The organism is Ruegeria arenilitoris (genome assembly GCF_013035315.1).
GTDB classification, from domain to species: Bacteria; Pseudomonadota; Alphaproteobacteria; order Rhodobacterales; family Rhodobacteraceae; genus Ruegeria; species Ruegeria arenilitoris_D.
In genome coordinates this window covers 663,115-679,236 of record NZ_WQHP01000001.1, presented here as the reverse complement: position 1 = coordinate 679,236, position 16,122 = coordinate 663,115, and the positions used below count along the sequence as shown (strand labels likewise).

Genomic DNA, 16,122 nt, shown 5'->3' with positions numbered 1-16,122 from the left:
CGGGGAATTTCCAGTGTGGCTGCGCAGTGACAGCGTAAGGCCAACGGCCCGTTGACGCCCGTTGGCCCCTTGCATAGGAAGGACGAAACCCAACGGAACCGGGCGCAGAGGCGTCCAAAGGGAATGTCATGACCGAACAGTCCAGCGCACCACGTTCATTTCAGGAGATTATCCTGCGACTTCAGACCTATTGGGCGTCGAAGGGCTGCGCCATTCTGCAGCCCTATGACATGGAGGTCGGTGCGGGGACGTTCCACCCGGCGACAACTCTGCGCGCGCTGGGATCAAAAGCTTGGGCCGCCGCCTATGTGCAACCGTCACGCCGTCCGACCGATGGCCGCTATGGTGAAAACCCTAACCGGTTGCAGCACTACTATCAATATCAAGTGCTGATCAAACCCAGCCCGCCGGATCTGCAGGAGCTGTATCTGGGGTCGCTCGAAGCCATCGGCATCGACATGGACCTGCATGACATCCGGTTTGTCGAGGACGACTGGGAAAGCCCAACGCTGGGCGCCTGGGGTTTGGGTTGGGAGGTCTGGTGTGACGGGATGGAAGTCAGCCAGTTTACCTATTTCCAACAGGTTGGTGGCCACGACTGCGCGCCGGTTTCCGGCGAGTTGACCTATGGTCTGGAGCGTCTGGCCATGTACGTGCTGGGTATCGACCACGTGATGGACATGCCGTTCAACGACCCGCAATCCCCCAGCCCGCTGACCTATGGTGACATCTTTAAGCAGACCGAAGAGGAATATGCCCGTTGGAACTTTGACGTGGCCAACACCGAGGTTTTGCTGCGCCATTTCGAAGAGGCTGAGGCAGAGTGCGCCGCGATTCTGGCGCAGGAACACGACGACCCGAAAACAGGCAAGCGCATTGTTATGGCGCACCCAGCTTACGATCAGTGCATCAAGGCCAGCCATGTGTTCAACCTGCTGGATGCGCGTGGTGTGATTTCGGTGACTGAACGACAGGCCTATATCGGCCGTGTACGGGCACTGGCCAAACAATGCGCGGATGCGTTCCTTCTGACCGAGGCCGCCGGGTTCGAGGCCTGATGGCCTACTCAGGCCAGTCCGGGCAACAAAACCTTGAGGCCAGCCGCGATCATGCCGATTGCGATGGCCGACAGGATCATGCCCATGAACCGGCTCATGATCACGCGCGCATTGTCGGACAGGCGTTTGGCAATCGCGGATGCATTCCAGAACGTGACGAACAGCGACAGCAGAACGGCCAGAAAAACAGCTGCATAAACAGTAGCATCGAAGGCGCTTTTGATATGGCTGGCGTACAGGATCAGCGTCGTGATCGTACCGGGGCCGACCAGAATCGGGAAAGCCAGCGGATAGAACGCGACGGTGTCGGGCTCGGGGTAAGACTCACGCTCTCCTTCGGTGCCATGGTGCGAGCTGCTCGGCTTGCCGTTCAGCATGTTCAGGCCGATCATCAGGACGACCAGACCGCCCGCAACGCGCAGATCGTCGACGCTGATGCCAAACAGGCCAAGCGTTTGGTTGCCGACGGCCGCAAAAGCTGCGCCGAGGATCAGGCAGTACAGCGCCGTTTTGGTTGCAACCTTGCGCTGTTCCGCCGGGGGCAGGCCGTCGGTAACGCTCAGAAAAACCGGCAGGTTGGTAATCGGATTCATAATCGCAAAAAGCGCTCCGAAGAATCCTACGGCAAGGGTGCTGTCCATCTAAAACGTCTCATTTCGGCCTGTAAACAATTGGAACTTGTCCTATTTTTACCGTTCGTGAAAGAGGCATCGTGAGCAGAAGGGAATTACGATGACAGGAAAGTTGCTTGCGATCATCTTGCTGGTCTCCGCCGTCGTGGCCGGTGCGGGCATGTATTACTTGCAGATCTACGGCTTCTACTACGATGTCGAGCCCACGCCCGGGCAAGACATCGTCTTGCTTGTTGAAGGTGCACAGCAGCCAACGCCTATCGAGTATACCAGCTTTCAGGCGATCGATGCCGACAGTTCTCCCATCCGGTATCGCGCTTGTTTCGAAACAAATCTGACGCCGGACGAGATTGCGCAAACCCATGTCGCGGTCGATCAGGCTGAGCCGCTCACCGCGCCGGGCTGGTTCGACTGCTATGACGCAGTAGCCCTGGCCGACGCTTTGAAATCCGGTCAGGCCCGCGCCTTTATGGGGGTCAAGAATGTCCACTACGGCGTGGATCGGATTGTGGCGATCACACAGGATGGCAAGGGCTATGTCTGGCATGCACTGAACAATTGCGGTGAAAAGGCCTATGACGGTACGGTGGTGGGCGAAGAATGCCCGCCGCGACCCCAGAACTGAGTGACCCGCCATGACTGAGAGCCTGCTCATCCCGGATTTCATTACGGCAACTCTGGGATTTGCGGTCTATCTGTTCGGCGCACTAATAAACGCCAAAGTTCCGCTCTTGCGGCAGTTCAATATTCCTGAACCGGTGACGGGCGGGCTTTTGGCCTCGCTCTTTGTTCTGTTCCTGTACCTTGCCTTCGATATCGAGCTTTCGTTCGAGTTGGAAACCCGGGACGCATTGCTGGTGTTGTTCTTTGCCGGGATCGGTTTGAATGCCAGATTCTCGGATTTAATAGCTGGCGGTAAGCCGTTGTTGATCCTTCTGGTTTTGACGCTGGTTACAATAATAGCGCAGAACGTGATTGGTGCGGCAGGGGCGTCAATTTTTGGCTATCCGGCGCAGGCTGGCGTGTTGTTCGGCTCGGCGGCTCTGATCGGCGGGCATGGAACAGCAATCGCCTGGGCGCCCGAGGTAGCAAATGCGACGGGGCTGGATGGCGCAACGGAATTGGGCGTCGCGGTCGCAACTTTGGGATTGGTTCTGGCTGCGTTGGTCGGCGGTCCCATAGCGCGGTTGCTTGTCGAATCCCGCGGCCTCACACCGGACCGCCCGGACGAAGAGCACACGGTGGGATTGCCCGAAGAAGAATCCGCCATGACAGCGATTGACCACATGACGATCATGCGCGTCCTGCTGCATCTGAACCTCGCAATCATATTGGGTTACGCTCTGGGTGAGGCGATCACGGCGGCGGGCCTGAAACTGCCGCTTTTTGTGCCCTGTCTCATCATGGGGATCGTGATTTCCAACATCCGTTCCCTTGTGGCCCCGTCTGCGCCGCCGGTGGCCCGAACGCCATCGCTTGCGTTGATCTCAGAATTTGCGCTGGGTGCGTTTCTGGCGATGTCCCTGATGAGCCTTCAACTGTGGACCATTGCCGAGCTTGGTATGGCGATTGCGGTTATCATGTCGGCCCAAACGCTGTTCACGGTGGCCTTTGTGATCTGGGTTTTGTTCCCAATGATGGGTTCGAATTACCGCGCCGCCGTTCTGGCTGCGGGTTTCGGAGGGTTCGCTTTGGGTGCGACTCCGACCGCAATTGCAAATATGACAGCCGTCACCAAGAGATATGGCCCATCACCTATTGCCTTTATCGTGTTGCCCCTTGTATCCGCATTCTTTGTGGATATCGCTAATGCCATCGTCATTCAGACGATCGTCAATTTCTAAGGACCGAATATGCCCGACCTGCTGATCGAATTGTTTTCCGAGGAAATCCCCGCGCGCATGCAAACCCGTGCCGGCGAAGACCTGAAAAAGCGGATTACCGATGGTTTGGTCGAGGGTGGTCTGACCTATTCCTCTGCCGCCGCGCTGACGACGCCGCGCCGCCTGACGCTGGCCATCGAAGGGCTTTTGGCCGAAAGCCCGACAACCCGCGAGGAACGTAAAGGTCCCAAAGTCGGCGCGCCCGACAAGGCAATCGAAGGGTTCCTGCGCGGTGCTGGCCTGACACGAGATCAGTTGGAAGAGCGCGACACGCCCAAAGGTGCGGTTTATTTCGCCACCATTGAAAAGGCCGGTCGCCCCGCCGCCGAGATTATTGCCGAAGTGCTTGAGGCGACGATCCGCAATTTTCCCTGGCCGAAATCCATGCGCTGGGGCAGTGGGGGGCTGCGCTGGGTGCGCCCGCTGCACTCGATCCTGTGCATCCTGACCGATGAGACCGGCGCGCAGGTCGTGCCGATGGAGGTCGACGGCATCAAGACCGGCGACACCACCGAAGGCCACCGCTTCATGGCGCCGGGTCGCTTTGCCGTGTCGTCCTTCGAGGATTATGCCACCAAGTTGAAACGCGCCTTTGTAGTGCTGTCGCCCGAAGAGCGTGCCGAGCATATCTGGAACGATGCCCAGAACCTTGCCTTTGCGGCCGGGTTGGAAGTGGTCGATGACAAGGGACTGCTGGCCGAGGTCGCCGGTCTGGTTGAATGGCCCGTCGCGCTGATGGGGCAGATCGACGACGAATTCCTCGGCCTTCCGCCCGAGGTGCTGCAAACCTCGATGAAGGAACACCAGAAATTCTTCTCGGTCCGTAACCCCAAAACGGGCCGGATCGAACGGTTCATCACAGTGGCCAACCGCGAAACCGCTGACAATGGCGCGACCATTCTGGCGGGGAACCAAAAGGTGCTGTCTGCCCGTCTGGCCGATGCGAAATTCTTCTGGGAAAACGACCTACGCGTCGCCAAATCGGACATCGCTCAATGGACCCGCGCGCTGGAGAATGTGACCTTCCATAACAAGCTTGGCACGCAGGCCGAGCGGATCGACCGTATTGCCGCGTTGGCCCGAGAGTTGGCCTCGGTAACGGGCGCAGATGCCGATCAGGCCGAGAAAGCCGCACTTCTGGCCAAGGCCGATCTGAGTTCAGAGATGGTTTATGAATTCCCCGAACTTCAGGGGCTTATGGGGCGGTACTACGTTGAAGCCGCAGGCGAGGACGCCGCCGTGGCCGCTGTGGCGCAAGAGCATTACTCGCCGCTTGGCCCCTCAGATGACGTGCCGACTGCTCCGCTGTCGGTGACCGTCGCATTGGCTGACAAGTTGGATACGCTAACCGGTTTCTGGGCGATAGATGAGAAGCCGACCGGGTCGAAAGACCCGTTTGCACTGCGTCGCGCGGCATTGGGTGTTACGCGTTTGATCCTTGAAAACGACTTGCGACTGTCTCTGGATCGGTTCTTTGACAGCCAGCTTGTACGGGCAGAAAGTGCGATCAATGACTCATTGCCGAAATCAAGCGTTGAGGATTTGTTGGAAGAGATCGCTGATCACGGTGTGTTCGGTGCAGCCTTTCAGACAGTAAAAGAAAAGCTGGGTGATGGTCCAACCGCTGACTTTTTGAAGCTGGAAAACAAGGTGCCGGACGCGTCCGACGATCTGCTGTCCTTCTTCCACGACCGCCTGAAAGTCTTCCTCCGCGATGAGGGCATCCGCCATGACATCATCGACGCCTGTATCGCGATGGACGGCAATGACGACCTCAACCTGCTGGTCAAACGTGCCCGCGCGCTGAACGCGGTGATCGCGACTGAAGATGGCGAGAACCTCGTGCAGGGCTTCAAGCGTGCCAACAATATTCTCACCCAAGCCGAGGAAAAGGACGGGGTCGAGTACTCTTATGGCGCGGATATCAAGTTTGCTGAGACCGACAGCGAAAAGGCTCTGTTCGGGGCGCTGGAGGTCGCGCAGGCCAAGATCGATCCGGCGCTGAAGGCCGAGGATTTCCCTGCCGCCATGTCCGCCATGGCTGATCTGCGCGGCCCGGTGGATGCGTTTTTCGAGGATGTTCAGGTCAATACCGACAATGACATCCTGCGCCGCAACCGTCTGAACCTGCTGAGCCAGATCCGTCAGGTCTGCTCCAGTGTTGCTGATCTGAGCCGTATCGAAGGCTGATCCAGAACGCCCTTGCGCCGTTGGTGCAGGGGCTTATGCTGCGTGCAAACCAAAAGGTGCCGCAGTGCAGAATAATCCGAATACCACACTGATCACGTCCGAAGCCCCGGTTGCCGCCAACACCCATGGCGGCCGGGCGAAGTGCTTGCAACGTCTGGTCCGGCTGGACCTGCCGGTACCGCGAACGGTTGCGTTGTCGTTCGATGCTGTTCAGCAGATTTCCAACGGACAGGTGCCGGATATCGGCGCCATTCTGGAACAGTTCGATCCAGCCGCTCTGCTGTGCGTGCGGCCCAGTTCGGAAGACCCGGATTGGGGTGGGCCCGGAGCCATTCTGAACATCGGCATGAATGACTCGCGATATGTGGATCTTTCGGATTCCATGGGGGCCGAGGCCGCCGCCGCGCTGTATCTGCGATTTGTGCAAAGCTATGCCGTCCATGTGGCGCGTCTGGACCCTGACGTTTTTGACGAGATCGAAGCGGATGGGCGCGAAGGTCTGCAGGAGTCACTGCGGGCATATGAGGACGAAACCGACGAGGTGTTCCCGCAGGATCGGGGTGAACAACTGGTCGCCGTTCTGCGCTCGATGGCCCGGGCATGGGATGGCACCTCGGCGCGGCTGTTGCGTCAGGCGAAAGGGGCCCCGGCGGATGCTGGTCTGGGGCTGGTGATCCAAGAGATGATCCCGGGCGTCGGGCAGGGGGAATGCGGATCGGGTGTTCTGCAGCTCATCGATCCGGCGACCGGTCTGCCCCAAATCACCGGCCGGTATCTGAGCCAAAGCCAGGGGCGTGATGCGTTGGGCGAGGGCGTTGCCGCGCTTTATCTGGAAAAAGACCCGCGTGGGCCTTCGTTGGAAGATGTTGCGCCCGAAGCTTTTGCCGCGCTCAAGGCGCACGCAGCACTGATGCGGGTCAAGCTGCGCGAAGAAATGCAGGTCGAATTCGTGATTGAAAACGGCCATGTCCACATTCTGGACGGTGTGCGCGTGCAGCGCAGCGCCCGGGCCGCGATGCGGATTGCGGTACGACTGGCCGAGGACGGTATCATCCCTCCGCAAGAGGCCGTGATGCGTGTCGATCCGCACTCGTTGAACGAATTGCTGCACCGACAGGTTCATCCCGATGCGCGCAGGGACACTCTGACCACCGGTATCGCCGCCAGTCCCGGCGCTGCGACCGGCAAGATCGTATTTACATCGGCAGAAGCGCAGGCAAGCGCCGCGCGCGGAGAGCCCTGTATTTTGGTGCGCCGCGAAACCTCGCCCGAAGATGTTCGGGGCATGCATGCCGCGGTTGCGGTTCTGACCGAAAAAGGCGGTATGACAAGCCACGCCGCCGTAATTGGTCGCGGATTGGGTTTGCCCTGTATTGTCGGCGCATCCGAAATGCGATTCCAGACCAAGAAAAAGCAGCTGACCGCTCCGGACGGGCGTGTGTTCAAAACGGGCGACACGCTGACAATTGATGGCACGTCGGGACAGGTGCTGGCCGGGCAACCCACCATGCTGGAAGCGGCGCTGGACGACTGTTTCCAAACGCTGATGGGTTGGGCCGACCAAGAACGTGACATCGCGATCCGAGCAAACGCGGATACGCCGGCTGACGCGCAAACGGCGCGGAACTTCATGGCCCAGGGAATTGGGTTGTGCCGGACCGAACATATGTTCTTTGATCCAGGCCGATTGATCGTGATGCGCGAGATGATCTTTGCGCAGACCTCCTCGGGCCGTGCGGCTGTGTTGGAACGTCTGTTGCCGATGCAGCGCGATGATTTCGTTCAGCTGTTCCGGATCATGGAAGGACAGCCGGTTTGCATCCGTCTGTTCGACCCGCCGCTTCACGAGTTCCTGCCGACAACCCGCAGCGGTCAGCGTGAATTGGCCGAGGCGCTGGATCTTCCGGTGTCCGATGTTGAGCGTCGTGTCGCTGCGATGACCGAGTACAACCCGATGCTGGGCCTGCGCGGCGTGCGTTTGGGTGTGACGGTTCCCGAGATCTATGACATGCAGGCCCGCGCGATTTTCGAAGCGACGCTTGAGGCCAGCAAAGACGGCGCTCCGGTCGTGCCTGAGGTGATGATCCCCTTGGTCTCGGCCAAGCGTGAGGTTGAGTTGGTCAAGGCCCGCATCGACTCGGTTGCTGCGTCGGTCGCAGCCGAGCGCGGGCAAGAGTTCGAATACCGCCTTGGCGTGATGGTTGAGACACCGCGCGCCTGTCTGCGTGCCGACGAGATCGCACCGCAGACCGCGTTTCTGAGTTTTGGTACCAACGACCTGACGCAGATGACCTATGGCCTGTCTCGTGACGATGCAGGCAGGTTCATGTCGGCTTATGTAAGACAAGGCGTTTTTGTCGAGGACCCATTTCACGTGCTGGACCCCGATGGCGTTGGCGAATTGCTTAAACTCGGGGCTGAACGGGGACGCCAAGCGCAACCGGATGTAACCCTGTCGGTCTGCGGTGAGCACGGCGGTAACCCCGAATCAATCGCCATTTGTCGCGATCTGGGGTTCGACTACGTGTCCTGCTCACCCTTCCGGGTGCCGGTCGCTCGGCTGGCTGCCGCTCAACTGGCGATTTCGTCCAGACTTGGGGGTTGACAGAAGGCGGTCACTCAAGAATTAGTAGGTAACAGAAAGCGCCGTCGTCAGATATTGTTGACGAAACGGCGATTTTCCACTTGCTTTTTCGTCAGAACTGGACGTCGCCGTTTGAATTCGGTATGAGCCTCGTCGCGCCCGCCGGGGGAGGGTATGGCGCAGAATGTGCCTGTGCGAGGTTATCTGATGCTACGATACATACTGGCTGTTGCCACGTTGGCAGCAACCATGCTGCCGAGTGTTTCCGTCGCTGAGAGGGAAGCCACCGAATCTGCCAAACGCGAACTTGTCACCCGAAGCGAACTGCCCGGGCAAAAGTTCCGCGACTATCTGGGTTTGTTCAAGCCGCGTAAATCGCCCGTTTTGGAAAAGGTCTCTTATTCCAAGGCTTGGTTGGACAAACTGCCGACCGCAAAAGGGGACGAGCATTTCAAATGCCTGGCCGAAGCGCTGTACTTTGAAGCGCGCGGCGAAAGTGTTCGCGGTCAATTCGCTGTTGCCGAAGTGATCCTGAACCGCGTCGAAAGCAGCCGTTTCCCGAATTCGCTCTGCGGCGTGATCAAGCAGGGAACCGGTAAGAAGTACCAGTGCCAGTTCACTTACACCTGTGACGGTCAGAAGGAAGTGATCCGCGAGAAAAAGGCCTATGAGCGTGTGTCCAAGGTTGCCCGTGCGGCAATCGACGGAATCGGCGTGGGCCTGACCGAAGGGGCGACCCACTATCACACCAAGGCTGTGCGCCCTTCGTGGTCGCGCGTCTACAAAGAAACGGCCCGGATCGGCGTTCACATTTTCTATCGCCACAACTATCGGACCGCGAGCAACTGATTGACGCACCCGCGCTGGAACCTTGATGGCGCGGGTCGTTTTCTGTCCTATGTAGCGGACCAGGAGGTCCGCCATGATGCTATCCCGCAGACGGTTTCTGCAAACGTCGACTGCAATGCTGCTTGTTCCGGTCGGGGTGCGCGCAGCAAGTTCTGATCTGGTTGCACAAGAAGCCGTGCAGCAGATTGCGCCCGATGGCTATCCGAAAACCCCTGTTTGGACCTATGGCGGCAGCGTTCCCGGATTTGATATTCGGGTCCGGCAGGGCGAGCGCGTCCAACGTAAGCTGGTCAACAACTTGCCTCAGCCAACTGCTGTTCATTGGCATGGAATTCGGATTGCCAATCCCATGGATGGCGTGCCGGGGCTGACCCAGGATGCGGTCGAGGCGGGCGCCAGTTTTGACTACGATTTCGTGGCGCCAGATGCCGGAACATACTGGTACCATTCGCACAATCGCTCGATGGAGCAAGTCGCACGCGGATTGTATGGCCCGTTGATTGTTGAGGAGGCCAGCCCACCGGATGTCGATCGCGATCTGACGTTGATGCTGGACGACTGGCGGCTTGACCCCGACACTGCGCATATCGTCAACGATTTCGACAATGGCCACGACCTGAGCCATGCAGGAAGGCTTGGTAACCTTGTGACTGTCAATGGTCGGTTTGACCCGGACTATCCTGTCGGAACCGCAGAGCGCCTGCGGCTTCGGCTGCTCAATGCTTCTAACGCGCGGATCTATGACCTGAGTTTGGACGGGCTGTCTGGCTGGATCGTAGCGCTGGACGGTATGCCGCTCGAGCAGCCTTTGCCCGTTGAGGAAACATTCCCGCTTGCTCCGGCGCAGAGGGTTGATCTGATCGTTGACGTGACCGCTAAGGCGCAAGGGATCGCAAGCCTTGTGAGCGTCGAAAGGGACGGTGGGTTCGGTCTTGTGCGGTTCCCGGTTTCTGAGGGAGCAGCAGCGACACCCCGGCAGGGGATTGATCCGTTGCCACCCAATGGCATGCCCGAAGTTCAGTATGATGATGCACCGCTGCACCGGATGGTTTTGCAAGGCGGCGCCATGCGGTGGCTTGAGGCAGCGAAGATTGGCGATACCGAACTGACCGGGCGGGAACTGGCGCAGCTTGGCAGATTCTGGGCACTGAACGGATATGCCGAACGCCCCAAAGACCCATTTCTGGATGCCCGTCTGGGGCAGACGCATCGGATCGAGTTTGTGAACGAAACGGCCTTTCCGCATGCGATGCACCTGCATGGTCATCATTTCCGGATTATCCTTTCGGATGGCAGCCTTGGTCCGTGGCGCGATACGGTGTTGGTCGAACGCGGCCAGACCCGGCAAATCGCGCTTATGGCGGATAATCCGGGCGATTGGCTGTTGCATTGCCATATGCTTGGGCACGCCGCATCGGGCATGATGAGCTGGTTTCGCGTCAGCTGACGCCGTTTTCTGTGGCTGGAAAGACGCATGTCGCGGTGTTATACGCCCCGGCATCGTTTAATTTGGGCAACACGTCCAAGACAGTCCGAAAAGGTCCGCCCTTATGAGCTCTGAAATCCGCCTTGCCTTTGCGCACCCGTCCGAGCGGTCCGAGGCGACTGCCGCAAGGGGGCCGCTGGACCGTATCTCGCTGCGAGACCATATCGTCGAAGTTGAAATCGGCGCGTTTCAGGCGGAACGGGGGACGACTCAGCGCATCTGCTTCAACATCGTGGTGGAAGTGCGCCCGCTGACCGATCCAATCGACGACGACGTGGATCGTATCCTGTCCTATGACCGAGTGACCGAGGCGATTGCCTATGAGCTGGCTGCGGAGCGCCTGAACCTGCTGGAGACTCTGGCAGATCGAGTGGCTGAGCGTATTTTGCTTGAGCCTCAGGCCGTAAGGGCTTTTGTAAGAATAGAAAAACTGGATCGAGGCCCCGGTGCCCTTGGGGTTGAGATCGTGCGTGGCAAGGACGCCATTCAGCACGATGTAGTCGAGGAAGAACGCCCGCATCCGCGGTTGGTTTTCCTATCAAACGAAGCTATCACGTCATCCAACCTGACCGGTTGGATCGACCAGTTGGAAAACCGCCAACGCCCGCTGATCCTGTGTGTTGGTGCGGCTGATATGCCCGTCTCGCAAACTGGTCACGCGATGACGCAACGCCGGATTGACCTGCTTGCGATCGAACAAAACGCGTGGGTGCTGGCCTCCCGCGATCACCGCTGTGTGGTCGTTTCAACGCGGACAGAGCTGGATTGGGCCATGAAGAACGGCCAGATCTGCGTCTGGGCCCCGTCGAAAATCGTTCTGGATGCCGTTGACGGGCCATCTGCTGCACCTTCCGATGCCGTCGCATTGGCGGCGTGGTTTGCAGCAACCTTCGAGGCGAGCGAGATGATGGTGATCGGTGGCGCGCTGCCCGACGCCCCTAAAACGCCGCTGCGCGCGATCCCGGTGGATCAGGCACAACTGTGACCGCCTATTTTCGTCCACTTGTTCAGCATGGACCTAACCGTCCAGCTGGTGCAGTTCCGCTTGCGGGGCAGTCCTTGTGGTTCACGCATGTCGAACGGCTAAGTCGTGAAGAGCAGGCCAGCGTGATTACGGCATCAGAGGTGCCTGACGAAGCATTGGACCGACTGACACGCCCGCGCGCCGAAATCTCGGGCCTTGCAATGGATCGCCCCCATATCATGGGCATTCTGAACGCTACACCGGACAGTTTTTCGGACGGTGGGGTACATAACTCGGTTCACACTGCGCAGACAGCTGCCGAGAGGATGGCGGCTGAGGATGCCACCATTCTGGATATTGGCGGCGAATCGACCCGGCCCGGAGCCTCTTTCGTACCGGAAGACGAGGAAATCGCGCGCACGCAGCCCTTGATCGAGGCGATCCGTGCACGAACGGATGCACTAATTTCCATTGATACGCGCAAATCCGCTGTCGCGAAGGCGGCTTGGGAGGTCGGAGCGGGGCTGATCAACGATGTCTCTGGCTTTACCTTCGATCCGCAACTGGCACCTTTTTGCGCCGAATTCGGCGTTCCGGTCTGTGTGATGCATATGCAGGGTGATCCGGCAACGATGCAGGACGACCCCAGTTATGATGATGTTCTGCTGGACGTCTACGATTTCCTAGTCGGGCAGGTGACCTATCTGGAAAAGCTCGGGCTAAAACGGGATCATATTATTGTTGATCCGGGCATCGGGTTCGGCAAGACCGAGGCTCATAATCTGGCCCTGCTGCAGGGCCTCAGCTTGTTCCACGGGCTGGGCTGCCCGATTCTGCTAGGCGTGTCCCGCAAAGGCATTATCGGCCAGATTGGCAAAGAGCCGCGTAAAGACGCTCGCGCTCCGGGATCAATTGCTGTTGGGCTGGCTGGATTGTCACAAGGCGTGCAAATTCTGCGGGTGCATGACGTGGCCGAGACGGCTCAGGCCTTGCGTCTTTGGGCTGCCGTCCGGTAATCCCAACGCAGGCAAGAAATGACGGAGTAATACCATGCGCAAGCTGTTCGGGACCGACGGGGTGCGGGGCACCGCGAACACCCATCCGATCACGGCCGAGATGGCCCTGCGTATAGGTGCTGCGGCTGGCCGTTACTTCCGTCGCGATCAATCTGATGTGCACCGCGTTGTGATCGGCAAAGACACCCGTCTGTCTGGTTACATGCTGGAAAACGCTCTGACAGCCGGACTGACCTCGACCGGGATGAATGTGCTGTTGCTGGGGCCGGTGCCGACGCCTGCAGTTGGGCTGATGACCCGATCAATGCGTGCGGATGTGGGGATCATGATCTCGGCCAGTCACAATCCGGCCGAAGATAACGGTATCAAGTTCTTTGGCCCCGACGGTTATAAACTGTCGGACCAGGCCGAGATCGAGATTGAGCGCTTAATTGAAGAAGGTGTAAACCCAGCGCAGGCAAAGAACATCGGTCGCGCTCGCCGGGTCGACGATGCGCGTTTTCGATATGGCGAGCGGGTGAAGTCCTCGCTGCCGCGCGACCTGCGCCTTGACGGGTTGAAAGTGGTTGTCGATTGCGCCAATGGCGCCGCGCACCGCACAGCGCCCGAGGTTCTGTGGGAACTGGGTGCCGATGTGATCCCCGTGGGCATCGCGCCGAACGGCAAGAATATCAACCTCAATTGCGGATCGACCAAACCGGAACTGGCAGCAGAAACCGTTGTCGCGCATGGCGCCGACGTTGGGATCTGTTTGGACGGGGACGCCGATCGCGCCGTTGTCGTCGATGAGCATGGCCAGGTCGCAGATGGCGATCAGTTGATGGCCTTGCTGGCAACCAGTTGGGCCAAGGCAGAGCGCCTGAAGGGCGGTGCTCTGGTCGCAACGGTGATGTCCAACCTCGGTCTGGAGCGTCATCTGGAAAGCCGGGGACTGCGTCTGGAACGTACCGGCGTAGGCGATCGTTATGTCGTCGAGCGGATGCGAGAAGGTGGGTTCAATCTGGGCGGCGAACAGTCCGGGCATATCGTCATGAGCGATTTCGCAACCACCGGCGATGGTCTTATGGCGGGCCTCCATTTCCTGGCTGAGATGGTACTTTCGGGCCGCAAAGCCTCGGAGCTGTCTGTGCAGTTTGAAACCGTACCGCAATTGTTGAAGAACGTGCGTTACGGCGAGGGGCAAACCCCGCTTGAGGTGGCCAGCGTCCAGGCAGCGATTGCGGATGCTGAAACGCGGCTGAACGGGCAGGGGCGCTTGCTGATCCGCAAATCGGGAACGGAACCTCTAATCCGCGTCATGGCGGAATGTGAGGATGACGCGTTGTTGACCCAGGTCGTCGACGGGATCGTCGCCGAGGTCGAGGCCGTCGCGGGTTAACGCCCTAGCAGCATTTTTCGCAGGCTGAACCACTGGCTGATGGCAAGTCCCGTCAGGATCAGGGTCAGTGCTGCGTAAAACCGAAGGGGCAGGGACTCAGACAGAACCCAGGCCCCGAACACCATCGACCAAATCGGCACTTGATAGTTGACGAGGGTCATGAACACAGATCCCGCGCTGCGGATGACGGACACGCGTAGCAGGGTTGCCAGCGCTGTGGGCACCAGTCCAAGCACGATGATGGCGATGCTGGGACGCGTACCCTGCCAAGTGGGCAGCCCTTCTGTGGCCAGCATGATCGGGACCAGGATCACCGCGCCGACAACGAGGGTGAGGGCCGCCAACACGACCGGATCAATAGGTGGGCATTGACGGGTGAAAATCGAGGCAAAGGAATAGCATAAGGCAGCCCCGATGCAGGCCAGCTGAGCCAGCGGTTCGGCCCCTTGACCAAGGTTCGCAAGACCGGGGCCAATCAAAACCAATGCGCCGCAGAACCCAAGAGATACGCCCACAAATCGCCGCAGGTTCAACGGCTCGTCCGAGAAGAAATGCGCCAATGGCAATACCATGAGCGGAATTGCGGCCATGGACAGCCCAGCAAAGGCCGAGGGCACATATTGCTGGCCCCAGCTCAGCAGCACAAAGGGCAGGGCTGACGATAAGATGCCGATCACGACGACCGAGGTCCAAAGCGCAGTAGACCCGGTCGGCATTTTCCGGTTCGTGACCGCCATCAAACCCAGCAACATCACCGCGCCCAGCGTTGTGCGCGCAGTCGCAACGGTGATCGGCCCGTACCCCTCTAGCGCCATGGCGACGACCATGAAGGTGCCGCCCCAGATCAGGCCCAGGGCAATAACGCCGCTCCAGTCACGCGATGTGGGTTGCTGGACCATATTCGTCTCGACTTTGGCTAGTGACAAAAAAGGGCGGCCTTGGGGCCGCCCTTTCGCATTCGCTTGGTGGGATCAGTTCTTTTCCTGATCGACCAGCTTGCCGGCGGAAATCCACGGCATCATGTCGCGCAGTTTCTTACCAACCTGCTCGATCTGATGCTCGTCGTTGTGACGGCGTGCTGCTTTGATGGTCGGCTGACCAACAGCGTTTTCCAGCATGAAGTCACGTACGAACTTGCCAGTCTGGATGTCGGCCAGCGTCTCTTTCATCGCCTTCTTGGTCTGCTCATACGGCAGGATCCGCGGGCCGGTGACGTACTGGCCATACTCGGCTGTGTTCGAGATCGAGTAATCCATGTTCGCGATGCCGCCTTCATAGATCAGGTCGACGATCAGCTTGGTCTCGTGCAGACACTCGAAGTAAGCCATTTCAGGCGCGTAGCCTGCTTCGACCAGCGTCTCAAAACCGCAACGGATCAGTTCGACGATGCCGCCGCACAGAACCGCCTGCTCACCGAACAGGTCGGTTTCGCATTCCTCGCGGAAGTTGGTTTCGATGATGCCCGAGCGGCCGCCACCGATGGCCGAGCAGTAGGACAGACCGATTTCCAGCGCTTTGCCGGTTGCGTCGCTGTCTACTGCGACCAGGCAAGGAACGCCGCCGCCTTTGACATATTCGCCACGCACGGTGTGGCCGGGGCCCTTGGGGGCCATCATGATGACGTCGACGCCTTCTTTCGGCTCGATCAGGCCAAAGTGGACATTCAGGCCGTGAGCGAAGGCAATGGCCGAGCCCGGCTTGATGTTGTCATGTACGTATTTCTTGTAGGTTTCGGCCTGTAGTTCGTCGGGCATGGTGAACATGATAACGTCGCACCAGGCCGCTGCTTCGGCGATGCCCATGACTTGCAGACCTTCGGCTTCGGCTTTCTTGGCCGATGCGGAGCCCTCGCGCAGAGCGACGACAAGGTTCTTCGCGCCCGAGTCGCGCAGGTTCAGTGCGTGAGCGTGGCCTTGGCTACCATAGCCCAGGATCGCTACTTTCTTGTCTTTGATCAGGTTGATGTCGCAATCGCGATCGTAATAAACGCGCATGTCGCCGGTCCTTTTTGGTTAGATTGCCGAGGGTTCTACCCGCCTTTCGTGGCATTGGCGATAGCGCCCTGCTTGCGAATTTGCAATA

Annotated in this window: 13 protein-coding genes; 10 read left to right on the top strand and 3 right to left on the bottom strand. The window is 59.1% G+C overall.

Annotated features, from left to right (window positions below; translation table 11 throughout):
* Window positions 1-128: 128 nt before the first annotated feature.
* Entirely contained in the window at window positions 129-1,058 is a 930-nt protein-coding gene (locus tag GOV53_RS03310) for a glycine--tRNA ligase subunit alpha (RefSeq protein ID WP_170421899.1), read from the top strand.
* Between the two features lie 8 nt (window positions 1,059-1,066).
* Here the strand turns inward: GOV53_RS03310 and GOV53_RS03305 are convergent, their stop codons facing one another.
* On the bottom strand, window positions 1,067-1,699 hold the full coding sequence (locus tag GOV53_RS03305) for a MarC family protein (RefSeq protein WP_170464277.1): 633 nt from the start codon (window positions 1,697-1,699) through the stop codon (window positions 1,067-1,069).
* Between the two features lie 91 nt (window positions 1,700-1,790).
* Here GOV53_RS03305 and GOV53_RS03300 point away from each other — a divergent pair, with 91 nt between their 5' ends.
* The 9 genes from GOV53_RS03300 (at window position 1,791) to glmM (ending at window position 14,040) form a co-directional block, all read left to right on the top strand.
* Window positions 1,791-2,315, top strand: coding sequence for a DUF6446 family protein (locus GOV53_RS03300; protein WP_170421893.1), 525 nt, complete (start codon window positions 1,791-1,793; stop codon window positions 2,313-2,315).
* A gap of 10 nt (window positions 2,316-2,325) precedes the next feature.
* Window positions 2,326-3,534 carry a sodium/glutamate symporter gene (gltS, locus tag GOV53_RS03295; RefSeq protein ID WP_170464276.1) on the top strand — a complete coding sequence of 403 codons (1,209 nt, stop codon included), beginning with the start codon at window positions 2,326-2,328 and terminating at the stop codon, window positions 3,532-3,534.
* 9 nt (window positions 3,535-3,543) lie between these two features.
* Window positions 3,544-5,763, top strand: a complete 2,220-nt coding sequence (gene glyS, locus GOV53_RS03290; RefSeq protein ID WP_170464275.1) for a glycine--tRNA ligase subunit beta — start codon at window positions 3,544-3,546, stop codon at window positions 5,761-5,763.
* 64 nt (window positions 5,764-5,827) lie between these two features.
* Complete coding sequence (locus GOV53_RS03285; RefSeq protein WP_170464274.1) at window positions 5,828-8,368, top strand: putative PEP-binding protein; 2,541 nt, start codon at window positions 5,828-5,830, stop codon at window positions 8,366-8,368.
* A 186-nt stretch (window positions 8,369-8,554) separates the two neighbouring features.
* Entirely contained in the window at window positions 8,555-9,196 is a 642-nt protein-coding gene (locus tag GOV53_RS03280) for a cell wall hydrolase (RefSeq protein ID WP_170464273.1), read from the top strand.
* A gap of 73 nt (window positions 9,197-9,269) precedes the next feature.
* Complete coding sequence (locus tag GOV53_RS03275) at window positions 9,270-10,643, top strand: multicopper oxidase family protein (RefSeq protein ID WP_170464272.1); 1,374 nt, start codon at window positions 9,270-9,272, stop codon at window positions 10,641-10,643.
* Between the two features lie 103 nt (window positions 10,644-10,746).
* On the top strand, window positions 10,747-11,667 hold the full coding sequence (locus GOV53_RS03270; RefSeq protein ID WP_170464271.1) for a dihydroneopterin aldolase: 921 nt from the start codon (window positions 10,747-10,749) through the stop codon (window positions 11,665-11,667).
* The gene (folP, locus tag GOV53_RS03265; RefSeq protein WP_170464270.1) at window positions 11,664-12,662 is read left to right on the top strand and encodes a dihydropteroate synthase; all 999 of its coding nucleotides are present in this window, start codon (window positions 11,664-11,666) and stop codon (window positions 12,660-12,662) included. The genes GOV53_RS03270 and folP overlap by 4 nt, the downstream gene beginning before the upstream one ends.
* 34 nt (window positions 12,663-12,696) lie before the next feature.
* Complete coding sequence (gene glmM / locus GOV53_RS03260) at window positions 12,697-14,040, top strand: phosphoglucosamine mutase (protein ID WP_170464269.1); 1,344 nt, start codon at window positions 12,697-12,699, stop codon at window positions 14,038-14,040.
* Here glmM and GOV53_RS03255 read toward each other — a convergent pair.
* Entirely contained in the window at window positions 14,037-14,939 is a 903-nt protein-coding gene (locus tag GOV53_RS03255) for a DMT family transporter (protein WP_170464268.1), read from the bottom strand. The genes glmM and GOV53_RS03255 overlap by 4 nt on opposite strands.
* Before the next feature lie 72 nt (window positions 14,940-15,011).
* Window positions 15,012-16,034 (bottom strand): ketol-acid reductoisomerase, encoded by a 1,023-nt coding sequence (gene ilvC, locus GOV53_RS03250; protein WP_170421863.1) that lies wholly within the window; start codon window positions 16,032-16,034, stop codon window positions 15,012-15,014.
* Window positions 16,035-16,122 lie beyond the last annotated feature (88 nt).